Source organism: Henriciella litoralis (assembly GCF_002088935.1).
GTDB lineage: Bacteria > Pseudomonadota > Alphaproteobacteria > Caulobacterales > Hyphomonadaceae > Henriciella > Henriciella litoralis.
Genome location: NZ_NCSS01000006.1, coordinates 1731568 through 1750711, shown reverse-complemented (window position 1 = coordinate 1750711; position 19144 = coordinate 1731568). Strand labels below are relative to the sequence as shown.

The following is a 19144-nucleotide window of genomic DNA, read 5'->3' as shown; positions in this document are numbered from 1 at the left end:
AACCTTTTATTCAACGTACCGGTGCAGTTTTGCCAAAGAGTTAACCAAGGCGAATCTGTCATGTTCTCGAATATGGACGTTCTCAAGGTCTACAGCGCGATGGCTCGCCACGCCGCTGAAAACCAGAAAGTGTCAGCCACAAATATCGCGCACGCCAACGATCCTGGCTACAAAGCGAGCGAGGTTGAATCCTTTGAAGCCTTTCTCGGCCGGGCGATGACGCAGGGCACGATGCAGACGGACTTCAAGGTCGAGCTGGCCAATACGCCAACCTCGCCAAACGGCAATTCGGTTAATCTGGAACACGAACTTTACAAGTCTGCGGAAGCCATGGGCCAGCACCAGATGGCGCTCACGGTCTACACCAAATCGCTTGATCTGCTCAGAACAGCAATCGGCAAGGGGAGGTGATAAATAGATGAACTCGCTCAAGGCAACCATGATCCAGGCGATGCGCGGTATGCAGGTGCAGACCCAGCGCATTGATGTAACCTCCCAGAATATCTCCAATGCGGACACGCCGGGCTACAAGCGCAAGATGCTGATGGTCGAAAGCGGCGCGGACGCGTTCAAGGCAACGCGCATCGCACTCGACCAGACTGAAGGGGAGCGCCGCTTTGATCCGGCGCATCCAATGGCTGATGAGCAGGGCTATGTCACCATGTCCAACGTCTCTCTAATGACAGAGATGGCCGACATGCGTGAGGCCAATCGCAGCCATGAAGCCAATCTCAACTCATTCCAGCAAGCGCGTACGATGTACAAGTCACTGCTGGAAGTCCTGCGGCGCTAAAGGGGTAAACCGACATGTCAGGTATCAATTTCGCGGCCTATTCGACACTTAGCGGCGTCAAACCCGCAGAGCAGGCCAAATCGCCCATCAAACCTGAATCCGACGGCAATGCTGTCTCCGACGGGTTCTCGGCTTTCAAGCAGTCCATGGAAGCTGCGGAGCAGACGGCGATGCAGACCGCTGTGAGCGGAGCTGATCCGCACGCCATGGTCGAAGCCCTCGCCAACGCAGAACTGGTTCTCGATGCAGCGGTAACGATCCGCGACAAGGTGGTCGAAGCCTATCAGGAACTTCTGCGGATGCCGGTCTAGGCGGCGATCTGCCATGACTGAGCTCGCCATCTTTGAAGTTCTGCGCGGCGCCTTCTGGACGGCCGTCCTGATGAGCCTGCCAATCCTGGCAGTAACGCTCATTCTCGGCTTCGTGATCGGCCTGCTTCAGGCTCTGACCTCCATTCAGGAAATGACGCTCACCTTCGTGCCGAAGATCATGATGGTCGTCGTCGTATTCTTTCTGACGCTCGGATACATGACGCGCGTCTGTCTCGACTTTTTCAACAACTCCGTTCTGCCGCTAGTCGCGGGATAGACATCAGATGCCAACCACCAACCTGCTGAGCATGGCAAAACCAACCGCACTGCTCGCCATCGGCCTGATGGTGATCATTCTGGTCATGGTCCTGCCTGTGCCGGCCTGGGTGATGGATGTTGGCCTGACGCTCTCCTTTGCCTTCGCTATCCTCATTTTCACGACAGCGATCTTCATCGAAAAGCCCTTGGACTTCTCGTCCTTTCCGAGCGTGCTGCTGGCCTCGCTTGTCATGCGGCTGGCGCTCAACGTGTCGTCGACCAAGCTGATCATCAGCGAAGGTCACACCGGCACGGACGCCGCCGGCGGCGTGATCGAAGGCTTTGCGATGTTCATCATGGGCGGCAATCTCTTTGTCGGCCTCGTCGTTTTTGCCGTTCTGGTCATCGTCAACTTCATGGTCATAACCAAGGGTGCTGGCCGGATGGCAGAAGTCGGCGCGCGCTTTGCCCTCGATGCGATGCCCGGCAAACAGCTTGCCATCGACTCTGATCTTGCCGTTGGCGCGATCAGCCATGAAGAAGCGCGCATACGCCGCCAAAAAGAACAGGAAGAAGCATCCTTCCTCGGCTCATTGGATGGTGCCTCAAAATTCGTGAAGGGCGACGCAATTGCCGGTCTCCTGATCACGGCGCTTAACCTCATTGCGGGGATTGGGTTCGGGCTGGCCGTCCACGGTCTGAGCCTTGGCGAAGCGCTCAGCAATTACTCGATTCTGACGGTTGGCGACGGCCTCGTTTCCCAAATCCCGTCCGTGATCGTGTCCGTCTCGGCCGCACTTCTCCTCTCCAAGGGCAAGGATGATGGCGCGATCGACATTGCCCTGCTCGCCCAGCTTGGTGCCAACTCTTCTGCTCTGGCCATCGTCTCAGGCATCCTGGCCGTCTTCGGTGTGCTGCCGGGCCTGCCGCTTATCCCGTTCATGCTCGCCGCAGCGGGGTTCGGAGCCGCTGCCTACTTCACCCACAAGCACGAAAAAGCCGCGGCCGCCAAAGAGGAAGCGAGCGAGTTCGAGGCGCCGAAAGCGGCTGTCATCGGGGACTCCATCCACTCCGATGAAATCCACCTCGAAGTCGCGACCGATCTGGTCAGCCTCGTCCTGCAGGGCGCCGAAGGCTTCGAGAGCCGCATCGACAAGATCCGCCGTTATATTGCCGAAGAATACGGCTTCGTGCTGCCGTCCATTCGCATGACCGACAATCCCACGCTGGCCAAGAATGCCTACCGTATCCGCATTCAGGGCGTGAAGGTTGATGGCGGCACATTGCGGCCCGGTTCAGTGCTTGCGCTGATGGAAGACAATCAGATGCCGCACCTCCAGGGCGAGCGGGTGAAAGAGCCGGTCTACAAGGCGTCGGCGCGCTGGCTGCCGAATGGCAAGAAGCAGGAGCTGGCTGCCGCTGGCATCCCCGCAATTGACCCGACCGAAGTGCTCGCGACCCATATGCTGGAGACGATCCAGTCCAACTTCTCGCTGGTCTTCACGCGTATGGTGATGATGGACACGCTCGATGCGCTCACCCGCATCAGCGACAGCGAACGGGCGGCCGCCAATCAGCGTTTCCTCGACGAATACATCCCCGGCAAGGTCACGCCCGAACAGCTTCTCGCTGTGCTGCGTATGCTGCTCGAAGAGCGCGTCTCGATTCGCAATCTGTTCCTCATCGTCGAGACGATTGGTGAAGCCAAATCGCAGGGCGCGAGCACGACCCGGCTGGTTGAGCTTGTTCGCCAGCGGCTAGGTTTCCAGATTGTCGACCGGCTTCAGGACACCGACGGCCGTCTGCCGCTGCTTCAACTATCACCAAACTGGGAAGAGAAATTCTCCGCCCACGAAATCACCAAGGAAGACGGCGGATCGGACATCGCCCTGCCGCCGGAGATGTTCGGCGATCTCACCAATTCTGTTCAGTCCAAGCTCAATGAGTATGCGCAGAAAGGCGTCACAGCTTCGATCGCGACATCCTCGCGCCGCCGGCGCTTCCTTCAGACGGTTCTTGCCAGCAAGGGCATCCGCAATTCGGTCCTCGCCTATGAGGAAATCGGGTCCAAGAGCAAGCCGTACATCGTCGGCGTCGTCTGATGCCGGCCGGGTTGCCGCTCACGCTTGAGCTGGCCGGCTGGATCATGCTGCTCATGCTGATCTTTGCGCGACTGTCCTTTGTCATTTTCTTTATGCCGGGGATTGGCGAGCAGACCGTCCCCGTCCGTGTCCGCCTCACTGTGCTCATTGCGTTTTCGCTGGCGGTTGCAGCGTCTGGTATCGTTCAGCTTCCCCCGATCAATTCACTCTCAGGCTTTGTCGGCCTGATGCTGGCAGAAGGACTGATCGGGCTCTTTCTCGGCATATTGCTGCGCATATCAATCTGGCTGCTGGCCATTACAGGCACCCTCATCGCGCAGGTGATCGGGCTGTCGCAATTGCTCGGTATTGCGCTGGAAACGCAGGCCCAGACGATAACCGCCAACATGTTGACCATGGCCGGGGCCGCTCTGCTCCTGTCGATGGATTATCATGTCAGCGTATTTGTCCGCATGACGACGCTCTACAGCGAAATGCCGGTCGGCCTCATCAGCAATATTGATCCGATGTATGTCGTGCGCAGCGGCTTTGGAGCTTTTGGCTTCGCGGTCCTGCTGGCCTGGCCGTTTGTTGCGGTGAACCTTCTCTACAACATTTCGCTCGGCTTCATTAACAAGGCGCTCCCATCGCTGATGGTGGCTTTCGTCGGCGCGCCTTTCATGATCGGCGCTGGCTTGCTTTTGCTGACGGTCTCTATCACCACAATACTGATGGTCTGGTCGGAACGCATTCCGTCGATCATTGGCTGGCTATAGGGGCGCGCAATGGCTGAAGACCAGAATGGTGGCGGTGAAAAGGAATTCGAGGCCACTGAGCAGCGAAAACGCGAAGCGCGCCGCGAAGGTAATGTTGCCCAGTCAAAGGAAGTGAATGCGTTTGCGTTGATGGCCGGAATGGCGCTGGCCGCTGCGCTATTCGTCAGTGTGCTTGCGGGCGGCATTTTCGCTCAGATGCAGTCGCTCTTCTATCACGCAGACAGCTATGCAGACGACATCTTCGCTGGCGGCGGTCAGCAATCCAGAGACTGGCTGATATCCATACTCTTTGGTATCCTGCCGGTTTTCCTCGTCCTGGTGGTGCTGGTCCTCGGCGCTCTTGTCTTGCAGGGCTCGGTCGCTTTCTCAGCCAAGAAAATCAAGCCGGACATCAAGAAGATTTCGCCCCCCGACAATCTGAAGAAAAAATACGGCCCAAAGGGGTTGATCGATTTTGCCAAGGACACAGCCAAGATGCTGTTTGCCGGGCTGATTGCCTCGTATTTTCTCTACACCTTCGTGGACCAGTATTATGCCAGTAGCGCCATTCGCTTTGGACAATTTTTCCAGTTCACCTTTGCCCAGGTGATGGGACTGATCCTGCTCTACTGCCTGTTCCAATTCGTGCTCGCCGCCATAGACCTTCCGATCCAGCGACAGATGCATGCCAACCAGCTGAAGATGACCCGCGAGGACATCAAAAAGGAAGTCAAGCAGAGCGAGGGTGACCCGCACGTCAAACAGTCCCGCCGGGAGAAAGCCTCCAAAATTTCCCGCGGTCAGATGATGCAGAATGTGAAGACGGCGACTGTCGTGATGGTCAACCCGGAGCACTACGCCGTCGCGCTGAAATGGGATCCGGACTCCTCCAAGGCGCCTGTTGTGGTCGCGAAAGGCGTCGATCACCTCGCGGCGCGCATTCGCGAAACCGCCATTGCGCATGATGTGCCGATTTACCGGGACCCGCCATCGACCCGTTCGATCTACCGCCTGGTCGAGATCGATGAGGAAATTCACGCTGAACACTTTGCCGCCGTGGCCGCTGCGATCGGCTTTGTTGAGCGCCTGCGCCAGCATCTTTAGGATAGTGGAATGCCAAAGGACGATTGGGAAACGCTATCAAAGCTCGTCGCGCTAAAGCGCAGCAAGGCTGAACAGGCTTATGCCAGCGCCAAGTCAGCGCTCACCGAAGCTGAGAAGCGCCTCGTCCGGCTTCAGGAAGAAATGACCCGCGATGTTCCGGTGGGAATGAGTTTTGAGGCGGTGAGCCTGGCTGAGAAAAATGGAAATTCCAGACGCCTCGCTGGTTTGGTCGGTGCGCAGAAAGAGGCAATCCTCGCATGCCGGGCAGAAGCGGACGCACGCCGAGAAACCCTGAAGCTGGCATTTGGAGCTGAGCAGCGCGTCAAGGATATCCGCGCCGGTCGAAAATAGCCGGTTAGCAGCCCGCGCAAACGCGGTTCCGGCCGTTATTCTTGGCGCGATACAGTTGCTCATCAGCCCGCTCAAGCAGGTCTGAGGAGGTCTCTCCAGCCATAAGCTCTGCAATGCCGAAAGATGCGGTGACCTGACCGATCTGTTGACGCGACTGGCGCAGGACAAGACGCTTCATGCTGAACTGCTCACGAATGCTCTCGACCAGTTTGATCGCATATTCCATGGAGGTCTGAGGCAGGATGATTGCGAACTCCTCGCCACCGAAGCGGGCCACCAGGTCACGACCTTTCACATTCGTGCGCATTGTATTTGCAAAAATTTTCAGAACTTCGTCGCCAACGACATGGCCAAACGTATCATTCACTTGCTTGAAGTTATCGATGTCGCCCATGACCAGACAGAGCGGTTGCTCCATATGCTCAAACGCGGTGACTTCATGCTCAAGCTGCGCGGTGAGCGCCCGTCGGTTCGACACACCAGTGAGTGGGTCGATATTGCTCTGCTGGCGGGCAGCTTCCAGTTCCTTGCTGAGCGTCGTGATCTGTTCCTGCGACGCCTTCAGGCCGGAGGTCAGCTCGCGGCTCTTTTTGGCCATCCGGTCGTTTTCAGCAACGAGTTGAGCAATAAGCTGACCAAGACCTTCGCCTGTACACGCATCGGGCAGTCCGGCGCCGATCTGACAGAGCTTTTGCGCGAAGTTGTCATTGCCCTCCAGGCCGTCCTTGATGAGGGCGGAAACGCCATTCATCTCTTTTTCGATAGCTAGGCCGATACGGTTGCTGGCAAGCTCAAGCGAGCTTGTCTCAAGATATGTCTCGCAGACCGACCGGATATCGAATTGTGTGATCGGATCGTCCGATCCGATCATCGCATCGATCGTCGAAACGAGCTCATCACAATCCCGGCGGAGATAGGCGTACCAGAATGAATAGGTTTCAGGATAGGGCGGCGTATTGTGTTTCGCCATCAATTGGTTGACTTGAGCAGCGGTTTCGAACGCCTCAGCATCGTCGGGCCTGGCTGGCACATCTGAACGGCTGGCAGGCGCCAGTTTCGCTGTAGCGGTCATTGCAGGTCCCCAATTGCCACGGCTTTGCAGCAGTCTTCCTCTACTTGGTGAATACGACGAGAAGCTGCATATTTGGTTAAAGGCTTCGTGTGAACTACTTGAATTGCCCGCTTTAATGGGCCTCATGCGGGTTCTGGTTCGATGGCCAATTGCAATTCGCCGCATGGACAATCGTAGCCAGTCATGTTGAAAACCGACATTTGGAATCAGTAGACCCACAAGCGAGGGTATCCTTTCATGTCCACCGGTCTTGTAACAGTTTTTGGCGGCTCAGGTTTTATCGGCCGCTATGCGGCGCGCACGCTGGTCGAGGCTGGCTATCGCGTGCGGATCGCCGTTCGACGTCCACACCTCGCTGGCGATGTTCGCCTTGCCGGTCCGCCAGGGTGGATCGACATCGCGCAGGCCAATGTTCGCAACAAGATGTCCGTTGAGCGGGCAATTGAAGGCGCTGACTATGTCGTGAACCTCGTCGGCATCCTTTATGAAAAGGGCAAGCAGAGCTTTGAGGCAGCCCAGTTTGATGGTGCCGTAAACATTGCCGAAGCTGCCGCGAAGGCTGGCGTGAAAAAGCTGGTCCATGTGTCTGCCATCGGCGCCGATACTGACTCCGGGTCCGACTATGCGCGTACAAAAGCCGAAGCAGAGGACGCCGTGCGCGAGGCGTTCCCCAGCGCGACAATTCTTCGGCCATCCATCGTGTTCGGTCCTGAAGACGACTTCTTCAACAAGTTTGGGGCAATGACGGCCCATCCAATTTCGACTGTTGCGCCGTTTCTGCCGGCGATCGGCGGCGGCAAGACGCTCTTGCAGCCAGTATATGCGGGTGATGTCGCAGACGCGATTGCGGCTGCCGTCGCGCGCGATGACACGGCCGGCAAGACCTATGAGCTGGGCGGGCCGCGCACTTATTCGTTCCGCGAAATCTATGACGTCATTGGCAAGATTGTTGACCGCAAACGCTATGCTGCCACTCTGCCATTCTTTATCGCCAAGCCGATGGGGCTCGCCTTTGGCGCCTTGTGGCGTGTCTGGCCGATGTCGAGCGGTATATTTGGGGCGCCTCCGATTACTGGCGATCAGGTGGAAATGTTGAAAAGCGACAATGTGGTCGCCGATGATGCGCTCACGCTGAAAGACTTGGGCGTGACTGAGCTCGAAAGCGTTGAGTCGATCGTGCCGACCTATCTCTGGCGATACCGCGCCTATGGTGAGTTCCACCAGAAGGGCGAAGCGTAACGCGCTCGGAAGTTTCTGCGTCGCAGTCATAGAAAAGCCCGCCAATCTGGCGGGCTTTTCGTTTTAGTTGCGACCTATGTCAGGTTGCCATTTTCAGGTCTTGAAGCATCTTGATGTTCTCGGCAGCTTCCGCGCGAAGTGACGTGAGCAACGCGGCTGTCTCTGCCGTCATGGGCGTCCCGCTCAGCTCGTCGATTTCATCGCGAATGTAGCGCTCACCGCGCAGAACTTCTGCGACGGCAACTTCACTATCATTGTCGACGAGCGTGCGCAGGGACGTGAACGACCTATGCGCTGTGCCAAGGGCTTCGCCCATCTCGGCTGGTTCACCGCCTAGCATCAATACGCGTTCCTGCAGCTTTTCGCGCTGCATGTTGCGTTCCTTTGCGAGCTCCAGCAGCGCTGGTTTCAGACCGTTTTGCTGGTCTGGCAGGTCTGCGGCCTGTTTGTAGAGGGCTGCAGCATCGATGTAGACGCGCGTCAGGTCATTCAGCTCTACAATTTCAGTCTGCGTAGCCTCTGGCAGTTCGATGTTCTGTTTCGCCATGGCCTCATTCTGTTCGGCCATCGCGGCTTCCGGGCCGGACAGACCCGCACTGCTGCAGGCAGAAAAGGTGAGCGGCAGAGCAAGTGCGACGGTTGCGAGTAGGGTCGTCTTCATTGTTATTTCCTTCCATTTGGATTGCTCCTTAAACGGACGGTTGCATGCGCCGTTCCGTAAGAGCACCAGCTGGAAGGTTACGATCCTGAGAGAAACGGAATGAATGCCAGGATCGCGACACCGAGGATGAGCCGGTAAATCACGAAGGGCAGAAAGCTCATCCGGTTCAGAACCGCCATCAGGGCCCAGATTGATGCGAATGCCGTCACAAAGCTGAGGCCCGCGACGATCAACCCATCTGATAGTGGGACGGTGATCTCGCCTGCATCGGCGGTCGCCAGCTTGAGGCAGGCATAGCTCCCCGCCATCAGGAGGACGGGCACCCCGCACAACATACCAAAGCGGGCCGCTTCGATCCGTGAGAGGCCAAGGCCGCGTGCGGCTGTCATGGTGATGCCTGACCGGCTAACGCCGGGAATAAAGGCAAGCGCCTGGGCAAGACCGATCAGAATGCCGTCCTTGACGGTCATGTCTTCTTCCTTGCGATGGGTCGGGCCTTTGACGTCTGCCCACCAGAGCGCCAGGGCGAAAATGATGGTGGCGGCGGCGATGACGTAAGCACTGCGCAGAATCTCAAGGCCCGGCGACAGCTCATAAACCAGACCGGCAAGAACTGCGGGCGGCGTCGCGACCAGAATAAGCAAGGCAAGTTTGGCGTTCGCGCTCAGGCGGCCGGGTTTGCGGCCGACCCCGATAAGCTCGAAGCCTCCAGCAATCGCGCGCCCAGTGTCGCGCCAGAAATAGGCAAAGAGCGCGAACAGCGTCCCTAGATGGGCCATCGCGTTGACCATCAACTCGTCTTCCCCGCCAATCCCGAAGAGGTGCGCAGTGAGCAATACGTGGGCAGACGACGAGATTGGCAGCCATTCGGAGATGCCCTGGACGATCGATATGACAAAAAGCTGTAGAAGGGACATCCTGATAACCCTTTTTCAGAAAGGACAGGTGAGCGTTCTGACACGGTTCGTCCGCGAACGCATCAGACTGTATACGTATCGAAACGATACCCAATAGGCTTGCCTAATAATTTGGCACGGCATATATTCAAATAAACTGCACAAATTACATATCAAAACGATATTTGGTGGGTGCTTTTGCCTTGCGGGCTTTGAAAGGCCCTTTATTAAGGCACAAACTTGCTCGTAACAGGAAATTTGCCATGGCCAGCCGCATGTTGAAGTTCACCAAGATTGATCGGTCTATGCCGGACAAGCGCGATGCCGGCCAACGCACAGGCGACTTCGATGAAATTTATGCTGACTATGCCCGTGAGGTCGCGGAAGATCAGGCCGCGCGTTGTTCGCAATGCGGTGTGCCGTTCTGTCAGCAGGGCTGCCCGCTATCGAACAATATCCCTGACTGGCTGAAACTGGTCGCCGAGGACCGTCTCGAAGAGGCGTATGAAGTCTCCATGGCGACCAATAATATGCCGGAAATCTGCGGCCGCATCTGCCCGCAAGACCGGCTTTGCGAAGGGATCTGTACGATCGAGCAATCCGGGCACGGCACTGTCACAATCGGCTCGGTTGAACGCTATATCACCGACACGGCGTGGGAAGAGGGCTGGGTTAAACCGGTAAAGCCACCGCGTGAGCGTGAGCAGTCTGCCGGCATCATTGGTGCGGGCCCGGGTGGCCTCGCCGCCGCAGAGCAGCTCCGCCGCAAGGGCTATCAGGTGACTGTCTATGATCGCTATGACCGCGGCGGCGGCTTGCTGATCTACGGGATCCCGGGCTTCAAGCTGGAAAAGTACGTTGTCGAACGCCGCATCAAGCGGCTGGAAGACAGCGGCATCCGTTTTGAGTTTAATACGTCAATTGGCGAAGACGTGAAGCTCACGGATCTGCGCGACAAGCACGACACCCTGCTGATCGCAACCGGCGTATACAAGGCGCGTGACCTGATGGTGCCCGGCGCTGGCTGCACGGGCGTCCACGCCGCGCTCGACTTCCTGACAACGTCCAATCGCAAGGGGCTCGGCGACACAGTGCCGACCTTTGATGACGGGACGCACAATGCCAAGGACAAGAATGTGGTTGTCATTGGCGGCGGCGATACGGCGATGGATTGCGTGCGGACTGCGGTCCGGCAGGGCGCAAAATCCGTGCGCTGTGTCTACCGCCGTGACCGCGCCAACATGCCCGGTTCGCAGCGCGAAGTTGCAAACGCCGAAGAAGAAGGGGTGATCTTCGAATGGCTGGCCTCGCCAGAAGCGCTCGTCGATGATGAGGCCGGAAATCTGAAGGCGGTTCGCGCCGCCCGCATGAAGCTCGGCGCGCCAGACCCGTCCGGTCGCCAGTCGCCTGAAAAGACGGGTGAGACGTTCGACCTTGAGGCCGACATGGTCATCAAGGCGCTCGGTTTTGACCCGGAAGACCTGCCGCAACTCTTCGGCGAGTCGGCGCTCACCGTGAACCGCTGGGGCGCGGTAAAGGTCGATTTTGCTACCCTCGAAACAAGCATCCCTGGCGTCTATGCGGCGGGTGATATCGTGCGCGGCGCTTCGCTCGTCGTCTGGGCCATCAAGGACGGACGTGACGCAGCTGAAAGCATGCATCGCCACATGAAAAAACTCGAACGCAGTCGCGCAGCAGCGCCGGTCGCCGCGCAATAAGCGCGCGCTGACCTCCAATTCCCGAAGGGCCTGAACAGATGACCGATACGATCGCAAAATACCTCGTCGAGCGCCAGAAACTGATTGATGCGCACGCCTATGACCCAGAGCACGAAAAAGATGCCTGCGGCGTCGGCCTCGTGGTCGCGCTGGATGGCAAGCCGCGTCGTGAAATCGTCGAAATGGGCATCAAGGCCCTCAAGAATGTCTGGCATCGCGGCGCTGTGGATGCCGACGGCAAGACGGGCGACGGCGCTGGTATCCGTATTGAAGTGCCGCAGGATTTCTTCCGTGAGCAGGCTGAGCGTACCGGCCACAATCCGACCAGCGACCCGATCTGCGTTGGCCAGATCTTCCTACCACGCACAGATCTCGGCGCGCAGGAAGCGGCCCGCGCGATCGTCGAGACAGAAATCCTGCACTTTGGTTTCTACATCTATGGCTGGCGTCAGCCGCCGGTCGACATTTCGGTGATCGGTCAGAAGGCCGCCGATACCCGTCCGGAGATCGAGCAGGTCATGTTCCGTGATAGCCGCGACCGCACGCCGGATGAGCTGGAACGCGCACTCTATCTCTGTCGCCGCCGGATCGAACGCAAAGCCCGTGAGGCTGGCATTCCGAGTTTCTATATCTGCTCGCTCAGCCACAAATCGCTGATCTACAAGGGCATGTTCCTCGCCCAGGACATCGACAATTTCTATCTCGACCTGAAGGATGAGCGCTTCGTCTCGCCAATCGCGATCTATCACCAGCGTTATTCAACCAACACCTTCCCGCGTTGGGAGCTCGCGCAGCCCTTCCGCATGCTCGCCCACAATGGTGAGATCAACACGCTGCGCGGCAACCTCAACTGGATGAAAAGCCATGAGATCAAGATGGTCTCAGGCGCATTCGGGGATGATGTGGAAGACGTCAAACCTGTCGTGCCGAAGGGCTTGTCAGACTCTGGCGCGCTTGATGCTGTGTTCGAAATTCTCTGCAAGGCCGGCCGTACCGCGCCAATGACAAAGGCGCTCCTGATCCCTGAGGCCTGGTCCAAGCGCGCCTCTATCATTCCGGACGAGCACGCTGCGCTTTACGCCTATTGCAACTCGGTCATGGAGCCATGGGACGGCCCGGCCGCGATCTGTGCCTATGACGGACGCTGGGCAATTGCCGGCCTGGACCGCAATGGTCTGCGTCCTCTTCGCTATGCATTGACGGCTGACGGTGTTCTCGCCGTTGGCTCGGAAACCGGGATGTGCCCACTTTCGGGGCATCAGGTTGTTCGCCGCGGCCATGTTCGCGCGGGCGGCATGATTGCGGCCAATCTCGAAGAAGGCCGGTTCTACGAGCATGACGAGATTATCGCCGAGCTGGCGAGCGAGCACCCCTATGACAAGTGGCTGAAAAACGTCAAAGAGCTGGAAACGGACATCATCAAGGGCGAAGAGCCGCGTCTTTTCGACAAGGAGAAACTGCTGCGTCGCCAGACGGTCGCCGGGTTCACGCTCGAAACTACCGAACTCATCCTTGCGCCGATGGCGGAGGACGGAAAAGAAGCGATTGGCTCCATGGGGGACGATACGCCTGTTGCCGTTCTCTCGCGCGAATGCCGCCCGCTTTCGCACTTCTTCCGCCAGAATTTCAGCCAGGTGACCAACCCGCCCGTCGACCCGCTCCGCGAGGACCGGGTGATGTCGCTGAAGACGCGCTTCAAGAACCTCGGCAACATCCTGACGACGGACGAGACCCAGCAGAACGTGTTCGTGCTGGAAAGCCCATTCTTGTCGACTGGCATGTATCAGCGCCTCATGAAGACGCTCGGGGCTGGGGTCGAGCACATTGATTGTACGTTCAAACTCGATGCCGTGCAGCGTGACGGCTCTGCCCTGAAGGACGCGCTTGCCCGCATCCAGTCTGAAGCCGAAGAGGCTGTTCGCGCGGGACGTGAGCACATCGTTCTGACCGATGAGAATCAGGACCCGGATACGGTCGCGATTCCGATGATCCTCGCGACGGGCGCTGTGCACTCGCACCTCGTCGCGCAGGGGCTCCGCACCTTCTGCTCGCTTACGGTGCGTTCAGCAGAATGCCTCGACACGCACTATTTCGCTGTACTGGTCGGTGTCGGCGCGACCTGCGTCAATGCCTATCTCGCGCAGGAAGCCATTGCCGACCGCCATGATCGCGGCCTGCTCGGCGACCAGCCGCTCAGCCATTACGTCCAGAACTATAAGAAGGCGATCGAGGCAGGGCTTCTCAAGATCATGTCCAAGATGGGCATCTCGGTCATCTCCTCCTATCGCGGCGGCTATAATTTCGAGGCGCTTGGCCTGTCGCGCGCGCTTGTCGCTGACTATTTCCCGGGCATGACGAGCCGCATTTCCGGCATCGGTCTCGCCGGCCTGGAAGATAATGCGGTCGAGCGTCATGAGATTGCTTTTGACGAAGAGGTCATCTCGCTTCCAGTGGGCGGTTTCTACCGCTTGCGGGCGTCAGGTGAACCGCATGCGCTCGATGGCAACATCATCCACATGTTGCAGGCAGCCTGTGACCGGGGCGACTTCGCGCTCTATGAAAAATACGTGCAGGCGCTGAGCAATCGGCCACCAATCCAGTTGCGTGACCTGATCGACTTCAAATCCCTTCAGCAGGTTTCGATCCCGCTGCAGCAGGTCCAGTCGGTCAACGAAATTCGCAAGCGTTTCGTCACGCCGGGCATGTCACTTGGCGCGCTGTCACCCGAAGCTCATGGCACGCTCAATGTCGCGATGAACCGGATCGGCGCAAAGTCTGTCTCCGGCGAAGGCGGCGAAATCCGTGAGCGGTATCGCCCGCTGCCCAATGGCGACAATATGAACTCCGCCGTCAAACAGGTGGCTTCCGGGCGCTTCGGTGTGACGGCGGAATATCTCAATGAGTGCCGCGAAGTTGAAATTAAGATCGCCCAGGGTGCCAAGCCCGGCGAGGGGGGGCAACTGCCCGGCTTCAAGGTTACAGAGCTGATCGCCAAGAACCGGCATGCGACGCCGGGCGTGACGTTGATCTCGCCGCCGCCGCACCACGACATCTACTCGATCGAAGACCTTGCCCAGCTCATCTATGACCTGAAGCAGATCAATCCTGATTGCCGCGTCTGCGTGAAGCTTGTCGCCCAATCGGGTGTCGGAACAGTGGCTGCGGGTGTCGCCAAGGCCAAAGCCGACGTTATCCTGATCGCTGGCGGCGTCGGCGGCACGGGTGCAAGCCCGCAGACGTCCATCAAATATGCCGGTCTGCCATGGGAAATGGGGCTCGCAGAGGCCCATCAGGTCCTGTCGCTCAACAATCTTCGTGACAAGGTAACCCTGCGGACCGATGGCGGTCTCCGTACCGGCCGTGACATTGTCATCGCCGCAATGCTCGGCGCTGAAGAGTATGGCATCGGCACCGCCTCGCTGGTCGCCATGGGCTGTATCATGGTGCGTCAGTGCCACTCGAACACCTGTCCGGTCGGCGTTTGCGTTCAGGACGAAGAGCTGCGCAAGAAGTTCACCGGTACAGCTGAAAAGGTCGTGAACCTCATGTCCTTCCTGGCAGAGGATGTGCGCCGTATTCTCGCAACGCTCGGCCTTTCCTCGCTCGACGAAGCCATCGGCCGCACAGATCTGCTAAGCCAGGTCAGCCGCGGGGCCTCGCACCTTGATGACCTCGACCTCAACCCGCTTCTGGTCCGGGTCGAGACCACCAAGCCGGTTGTCTATCGCCCAACCCATCGCACGGAAGTTGTCGACACGCTCGATGCACAGATCCTGCGCGATGGCGAACCTTTCTTCACACGCGGCGAGAAGATGCAGCTGGAATACGACGTCCAGAACGTCCAGCGCTCCATCGGTGCGCGCTCAAGCTCTGCCATCGTCCGCAAGTTCGGCGAACGCGCGCTTCCGGAAGGCCGGCTGCATATCCGCCTGACGGGCAGTGCCGGTCAGTCGCTCGGTGCATTTGCGGTGCAAGGTCTGCTGCTCGACGTGCATGGCGACGCGAACGACTATGTCGGCAAAGGTCTTTCCGGCGCGACTATTCAGTTGCGGCCTGCGCGCGATGCGCAGATCGAAGCGTCCGAAAACACGATCATCGGCAATACCTGCCTCTACGGCGCCACCAATGGCCGGCTCTATGCAGCCGGTCAGGCAGGCGTGCGCTTCGGTGTTCGCAATTCCGGTGCAGAGGCCGTTGTCGAAGGCTGCGGCGCGAACGGTTGCGAGTACATGACCGGTGGCCGCGTCGCGATCCTCGGACCTGTCGGCGACAATTTCGGCGCTGGCATGACTGGCGGCATGGCCTGGGTCTGGGACCCTGAGAAAATCTTCTCGCGCGTCGCCAACCCGGACTCCATCGACTGGTACCCGCTGGCCGATATGCGCGAAGATCACGTCAACCGGTTCCAGCTGATGCTTGAAATGCATGCAGAGCGGACTGGTTCGAAACGCGCCCGTAAGCTGCTTGAGGAGTGGGATCAGACGCTCGCAGAAACGCTGTTCATCGTTCCGAAGGAGGTTGCCGCCTCTATTCTCGGGGAAGAGCCGGTGGCCAAGGCCGTCTAAGTTGCAGGTTGCGCCTGTAGCGATGCCCTTGCAACCGGGGGCGTCGCTCCCCAATTGACGGCTAACTGCCAAACAGCTGGAAGCTAAAAACCACTGCCATGAGCAAACAGGACTATTATGAGCTGCTGGGCGTCGCCAAGGACGCCGATGCGAAGACGCTAAAGAGCGCCTATCGCAAGCTTGCCCTTAAATTTCACCCCGACCGTAACCCCGGCGACGAAGCCGCTGAGGCCAAGTTCAAGGAAGTTGGCGAGGCTTATGCGGTCTTGTCAGATCCGGACAAGCGCGCAGCCTATGACCGGTTCGGTCATGCAGCCTTTGAAGGCGGCGGCGGTCAGGGCGGCGGCAGCCCGTTCGGCAATATGGATCCGGGCGACATCTTTGAGAATATTTTCAGCCAGGTCTTCGGCGGCGGCGCCGGTTTCGCTGGCGGCCGTCGGCGCAATGGCCCGGCTCGCGGCAATGATCTTCGCTACGATCTTGAAATTTCGCTGGAAGAAGCTTTCAGCGGCAAGGATATGGCGATTTCCCTGCCAACAGCCGTTGAGTGCGAGGTCTGTGACGGCTCTGGCGCTGAGCCAGGCACGTCCCCTGAAACATGCCCGACCTGTTCAGGCGCTGGGCGCGTACGCGCCTCGCAGGGTTTCTTCACCATGGAGCGCACCTGCACGCGTTGCTCAGGCCGTGGCACGGTCATCTCAAAGCCTTGTAAAAACTGTCATGGCGCTGGCCAGGTGCGCGAAGAGCGCAATCTTCAGGTCAAGATTCCGGCAGGCGTTGAAAGCGGCATGCGCATTCGCCTCTCAGGTGAGGGCGAGCCGGGCATGAATGGTGGCCCGAAGGGTGACCTCTATATCTTCGTCTCCGTCGCCGAGCACGATATTTTCGAACGCGATGGACCAAACCTCTATTGCCCAGCACCGGTGCCCATGGTCACAGCAGCGCTTGGCGGTGAAATCGAAATTCCGACCATTGATGGCGGCCGGGCCAAGGTCACTGTGCCGGAAGGCGCTCAGACAGGCCGCAAGCTGCGTCTGCGCGGCAAGGGCATGCCGTCCTTGCGCGGGTCCAACCAGTCAGGTGACCTCTTCGTTGAGATGATCGTGGAAACCCCGCGCAACCTTTCCGCCCGGCAGAAAGAGCTATTGAGAGAGTTCTGCGAGCTCTCCTGCGCTGACTGCAACCCGGAAAGCGAGGGCTTTCTTGGCCGCGTGAAGAAGTTCTGGGACGGGATGACGGGCGACGACGCCCACCGCCCGAACTAGGCCTGAATTGCCAGCGAAATCTCAGCGCAGGTCTCTTTAAGCCGCGCGATATCCTGAGGGCGTGACAGCCTGTGGTCACCATCCTTGATCAGCTGGAAAACCAGATCAGATGTGGTCATCGCTGACACCAGCCGCTCCGCATGTTGCCACGGCACATCTGCATCCTCCATCCCCTGCAAAATGCGCACCGGGCCGTCGAACACGATAGGCCCATCGAGAATGGACCATCTCTTGCCGTCCTCGATGAGCGCGCGCGTAATGGGGTAGGGGTCACCATAGTCTGACGGGCGAAGATGCACGCCGTCTTCCATGATTTCCTTTTTCGCGGCCTCATCGAATTCCGGCCACATCAGCTTCTCGGTAAAGTCCGGCGCAGGCGCGATCAGCACCATGCCCTTTACGTGTTGCTTCAGCGCAAGCATCGAGAGCAGCGCCATCCAGCCGCCCATGCTTGAGCCGACCAGCACAAGATCGCCGGTCGTGCAGGTCTCAATCGCGGCCAGGGCATCCTCACGCCAGGCGCTGATCGTACCATCCTCGAACCGCCCGCCTGAAACCCCGTGCCCGGAATAATCAAACGCCATGAAGCCATGTCCGGCTTCCTTGGCCCAACTTTCCAGCTCGGTCACTTTCGTGCCGCTCATGTCGGACTTGAAACCTGACAGCCAGACATAGGTAAGGCCTGACTGTCCCTGATGGGCGCGGTGCGCAATCGTCCGCCCTTGCGGTGTGGTGAATTCTTGTATGCTCATGCGGGCAATCGCTCGCGCGGGACGCAGTCCATGTCAAGCCAGTGACTTGGCGAACCGGCCCGACTGGCATTACAGCCAATGCTGAAGGGCCAACGGTCCGCCAGCGGATCATTAGACGATGAAGGACATTACCCAGGTATGAGTGAGCCCGCGCAGCCAGATCTTGGCGGCAAGACGATCCTGCAGATCATCCCAGACCTGTCGGCCGGCGGCGCTGAACGCACGACTCTGGAAATGGCCGAAGCAATTGTTGCTGCGGGCGGCACAGCGCTTGTCATTAGCGAGGGTGGACGCATGCTGGACGCGCTGGAAGCGGCCGGCGGCGAGAATATCAGGCTCAACGTGAGCACCAAGAACCCGTTCAAGGTTCTATCCAATGCCGGAAAGATCGCAAAAATCATCGAGCAGCGCGGAGTCGACTTGGTCCATGCGCGCTCACGTGCGCCAGCCTGGAGCGCTTATTGGGCGGCCCGCCGCACCCAAACACCATTCGTAACGACCTATCACGGCGCCTATTCGGGTGTTTCGGGTTTGAAGAAATTCTACAACTCTGTGATGGCGCGCGGCGAGCTCGTGATCGCCAACTCAGAGTGGACCGCCGCGCATGTCAGATCCGTACACGAAATTGCGAACGAGCGGATCGTCACTATTCCGCGCGGCGTGGATTTTGCACAATTTGACCCTGAAAGAGTGAGCGCTGAGCGTGTAAAAGCTATGCGAGACAGTTGGAACATTCCAGCAGATGACAAGCGTCTTACCATGACGCTTCCTGGGCGGCTGACGGCCTGGAAAGGTCAGCGCGTAGCAATCGAAGCGCTCGCCAGACTGACTGGACCAGAGCGCGAGGGGCTGCACCTGGTTCTCCCGGGAGATGCGCAAGGCCGCACCAGCTATGTCGAAGACCTCGAAGCCCTGATCGACGCTGAGGGCTTAGGCGAGCAGGTTAGCATTGTCGGTCATTGCGAGGATATGCCGGCTGCGTATCTTGCGTCAGATATCGTGCTTGCACCATCCTCTCGCCCTGAAGCGTTCGGCCGTGTCGCCGCTGAGGCGTCTGCGATGGGTAAGCCCGTCATTGTTGCAGATCACGGCGGACAGCGAGAGATCGTCGTTGAGGGTGAAACAGGCGCAAGAGTTGCGCCCGGCAATGCGGCAGAACTTGCCGGCGCCATTCGCGCCATGCTGCAACTAGGCCCTGATGGCCGGGCAAGCATGGGCAAGGCGGGGCAAGAATGGGTCCGCGCGCGGTTTTCCAAAGAGGGCCTTCAAGCCGCAACGCTCAACGTTTACAATCAACTTCTAGAAAAGCGCGAGGACAGCTGA

At 58.8% G+C, this 19144-nt stretch carries 17 protein-coding genes; 13 read left to right on the top strand and 4 right to left on the bottom strand.

Going from position 1 to position 19144, the window contains the following annotated elements; genetic code table 11:
• Positions 1-60 precede the first annotated feature (60 nt).
• Genes B8783_RS12000 through B8783_RS11965 form a run of 8 tightly spaced genes read left to right on the top strand, consistent with a single transcriptional unit; the run spans position 61 to position 5653 of the window.
• Positions 61-411 carry a flagellar biosynthesis protein FlgB gene (locus tag B8783_RS12000; RefSeq protein WP_233355765.1) on the top strand — a complete coding sequence of 117 codons (351 nt, stop codon included), beginning with the start codon at positions 61-63 and terminating at the stop codon, positions 409-411.
• Positions 412-418: 7 nt separating this feature from the next.
• Positions 419-793, top strand: a complete 375-nt coding sequence (locus B8783_RS11995; protein ID WP_084420352.1) for a flagellar basal body rod C-terminal domain-containing protein — start codon at positions 419-421, stop codon at positions 791-793.
• Between the two features lie 14 nt (positions 794-807).
• Entirely contained in the window at positions 808-1104 is a 297-nt protein-coding gene (locus B8783_RS11990; protein WP_084420351.1) for a flagellar hook-basal body complex protein FliE, read from the top strand.
• A gap of 13 nt (positions 1105-1117) precedes the next feature.
• Entirely contained in the window at positions 1118-1381 is a 264-nt protein-coding gene (locus B8783_RS11985) for a flagellar biosynthetic protein FliQ (protein ID WP_084420350.1), read from the top strand.
• Positions 1382-1388: 7 nt separating this feature from the next.
• Positions 1389-3464 (top strand): flagellar biosynthesis protein FlhA, encoded by a 2076-nt coding sequence (locus tag B8783_RS11980; RefSeq protein WP_084420349.1) that lies wholly within the window; start codon positions 1389-1391, stop codon positions 3462-3464.
• The gene (locus B8783_RS11975) at positions 3464-4219 is read left to right on the top strand and encodes a flagellar biosynthetic protein FliR (protein WP_084420348.1); all 756 of its coding nucleotides are present in this window, start codon (positions 3464-3466) and stop codon (positions 4217-4219) included. The genes B8783_RS11980 and B8783_RS11975 overlap by 1 nt, the downstream gene beginning before the upstream one ends.
• A 9-nt stretch (positions 4220-4228) precedes the next feature.
• The gene (locus B8783_RS11970) at positions 4229-5302 is read left to right on the top strand and encodes an EscU/YscU/HrcU family type III secretion system export apparatus switch protein (protein WP_084420347.1); all 1074 of its coding nucleotides are present in this window, start codon (positions 4229-4231) and stop codon (positions 5300-5302) included.
• Between the two features lie 9 nt (positions 5303-5311).
• The gene (locus B8783_RS11965; protein WP_084420346.1) at positions 5312-5653 is read left to right on the top strand and encodes a hypothetical protein; all 342 of its coding nucleotides are present in this window, start codon (positions 5312-5314) and stop codon (positions 5651-5653) included.
• Positions 5654-5657: 4 nt separating this feature from the next.
• Here the strand turns inward: B8783_RS11965 and B8783_RS11960 are convergent, their stop codons facing one another.
• Positions 5658-6725 (bottom strand): GGDEF domain-containing protein, encoded by a 1068-nt coding sequence (locus B8783_RS11960; RefSeq protein ID WP_169711785.1) that lies wholly within the window; start codon positions 6723-6725, stop codon positions 5658-5660.
• A 237-nt stretch (positions 6726-6962) separates the two neighbouring features.
• On the opposite strand from B8783_RS11960, the gene B8783_RS11955 reads away from it, so the two are divergent.
• Positions 6963-7964, top strand: coding sequence for a complex I NDUFA9 subunit family protein (locus B8783_RS11955; RefSeq protein WP_084420344.1), 1002 nt, complete (start codon positions 6963-6965; stop codon positions 7962-7964).
• Between the two features lie 79 nt (positions 7965-8043).
• Here the strand turns inward: B8783_RS11955 and B8783_RS11950 are convergent, their stop codons facing one another.
• Entirely contained in the window at positions 8044-8625 is a 582-nt protein-coding gene (locus tag B8783_RS11950) for a DUF2383 domain-containing protein (RefSeq protein ID WP_084420343.1), read from the bottom strand.
• Positions 8626-8702: 77 nt separating this feature from the next.
• Positions 8703-9542: an undecaprenyl-diphosphate phosphatase gene (locus B8783_RS11945; protein ID WP_084420342.1), complete on the bottom strand. Its 840-nt coding sequence runs from the start codon at positions 9540-9542 to the stop codon at positions 8703-8705.
• Positions 9543-9784: 242 nt separating this feature from the next.
• On the opposite strand from B8783_RS11945, the gene B8783_RS11940 reads away from it, so the two are divergent.
• From B8783_RS11940 to dnaJ, 3 genes are all read left to right on the top strand, one after another.
• The gene (locus B8783_RS11940; protein WP_084420341.1) at positions 9785-11239 is read left to right on the top strand and encodes an NAD(P)-dependent oxidoreductase; all 1455 of its coding nucleotides are present in this window, start codon (positions 9785-9787) and stop codon (positions 11237-11239) included.
• 38 nt (positions 11240-11277) lie between these two features.
• The gene (gene gltB, locus B8783_RS11935; protein ID WP_084420340.1) at positions 11278-15804 is read left to right on the top strand and encodes a glutamate synthase large subunit; all 4527 of its coding nucleotides are present in this window, start codon (positions 11278-11280) and stop codon (positions 15802-15804) included.
• A 98-nt stretch (positions 15805-15902) separates the two neighbouring features.
• Positions 15903-17069: a molecular chaperone DnaJ gene (gene dnaJ, locus B8783_RS11930; RefSeq protein ID WP_084420339.1), complete on the top strand. Its 1167-nt coding sequence runs from the start codon at positions 15903-15905 to the stop codon at positions 17067-17069.
• Here the strand turns inward: dnaJ and B8783_RS11925 are convergent.
• Positions 17066-17821 (bottom strand): alpha/beta hydrolase, encoded by a 756-nt coding sequence (locus B8783_RS11925; RefSeq protein ID WP_084420338.1) that lies wholly within the window; start codon positions 17819-17821, stop codon positions 17066-17068. The genes dnaJ and B8783_RS11925 overlap by 4 nt on opposite strands.
• Positions 17822-17959: 138 nt before the next feature.
• Between B8783_RS11925 and B8783_RS11920 the strand changes: the two genes are divergently transcribed.
• Positions 17960-19144: a glycosyltransferase family 4 protein gene (locus B8783_RS11920; protein WP_084420337.1), complete on the top strand. Its 1185-nt coding sequence runs from the start codon at positions 17960-17962 to the stop codon at positions 19142-19144.

What these genes read in the sequence shown, in the direction of transcription:
- B8783_RS12000 (WP_233355765.1), top strand. Translation starts at nt 61, where the DNA reads ATGTTCTCGAATATGGACGTTCTCAAGGTCTACAGCGCGATGGCTCGC.
- B8783_RS11995 (WP_084420352.1), top strand. Translation starts at nt 419, where the DNA reads ATGAACTCGCTCAAGGCAACCATGATCCAGGCGATGCGCGGTATGCAG.
- B8783_RS11990 (WP_084420351.1), top strand. Translation starts at nt 808, where the DNA reads ATGTCAGGTATCAATTTCGCGGCCTATTCGACACTTAGCGGCGTCAAA.
- B8783_RS11985 (WP_084420350.1), top strand. Translation starts at nt 1,118, where the DNA reads ATGACTGAGCTCGCCATCTTTGAAGTTCTGCGCGGCGCCTTCTGGACG.
- B8783_RS11980 (WP_084420349.1), top strand. Translation starts at nt 1,389, where the DNA reads ATGCCAACCACCAACCTGCTGAGCATGGCAAAACCAACCGCACTGCTC.
- B8783_RS11975 (WP_084420348.1), top strand. Translation starts at nt 3,464, where the DNA reads ATGCCGGCCGGGTTGCCGCTCACGCTTGAGCTGGCCGGCTGGATCATG.
- B8783_RS11970 (WP_084420347.1), top strand. Translation starts at nt 4,229, where the DNA reads ATGGCTGAAGACCAGAATGGTGGCGGTGAAAAGGAATTCGAGGCCACT.
- B8783_RS11965 (WP_084420346.1), top strand. Translation starts at nt 5,312, where the DNA reads ATGCCAAAGGACGATTGGGAAACGCTATCAAAGCTCGTCGCGCTAAAG.
- B8783_RS11960 (WP_169711785.1), bottom strand. Translation starts at nt 6,725, where the DNA reads ATGACCGCTACAGCGAAACTGGCGCCTGCCAGCCGTTCAGATGTGCCA.
- B8783_RS11955 (WP_084420344.1), top strand. Translation starts at nt 6,963, where the DNA reads ATGTCCACCGGTCTTGTAACAGTTTTTGGCGGCTCAGGTTTTATCGGC.
- B8783_RS11950 (WP_084420343.1), bottom strand. Translation starts at nt 8,625, where the DNA reads ATGAAGACGACCCTACTCGCAACCGTCGCACTTGCTCTGCCGCTCACC.
- B8783_RS11945 (WP_084420342.1), bottom strand. Translation starts at nt 9,542, where the DNA reads ATGTCCCTTCTACAGCTTTTTGTCATATCGATCGTCCAGGGCATCTCC.
- B8783_RS11940 (WP_084420341.1), top strand. Translation starts at nt 9,785, where the DNA reads ATGGCCAGCCGCATGTTGAAGTTCACCAAGATTGATCGGTCTATGCCG.
- gltB (WP_084420340.1), top strand. Translation starts at nt 11,278, where the DNA reads ATGACCGATACGATCGCAAAATACCTCGTCGAGCGCCAGAAACTGATT.
- dnaJ (WP_084420339.1), top strand. Translation starts at nt 15,903, where the DNA reads ATGAGCAAACAGGACTATTATGAGCTGCTGGGCGTCGCCAAGGACGCC.
- B8783_RS11925 (WP_084420338.1), bottom strand. Translation starts at nt 17,821, where the DNA reads ATGAGCATACAAGAATTCACCACACCGCAAGGGCGGACGATTGCGCAC.
- B8783_RS11920 (WP_084420337.1), top strand. Translation starts at nt 17,960, where the DNA reads ATGAGTGAGCCCGCGCAGCCAGATCTTGGCGGCAAGACGATCCTGCAG.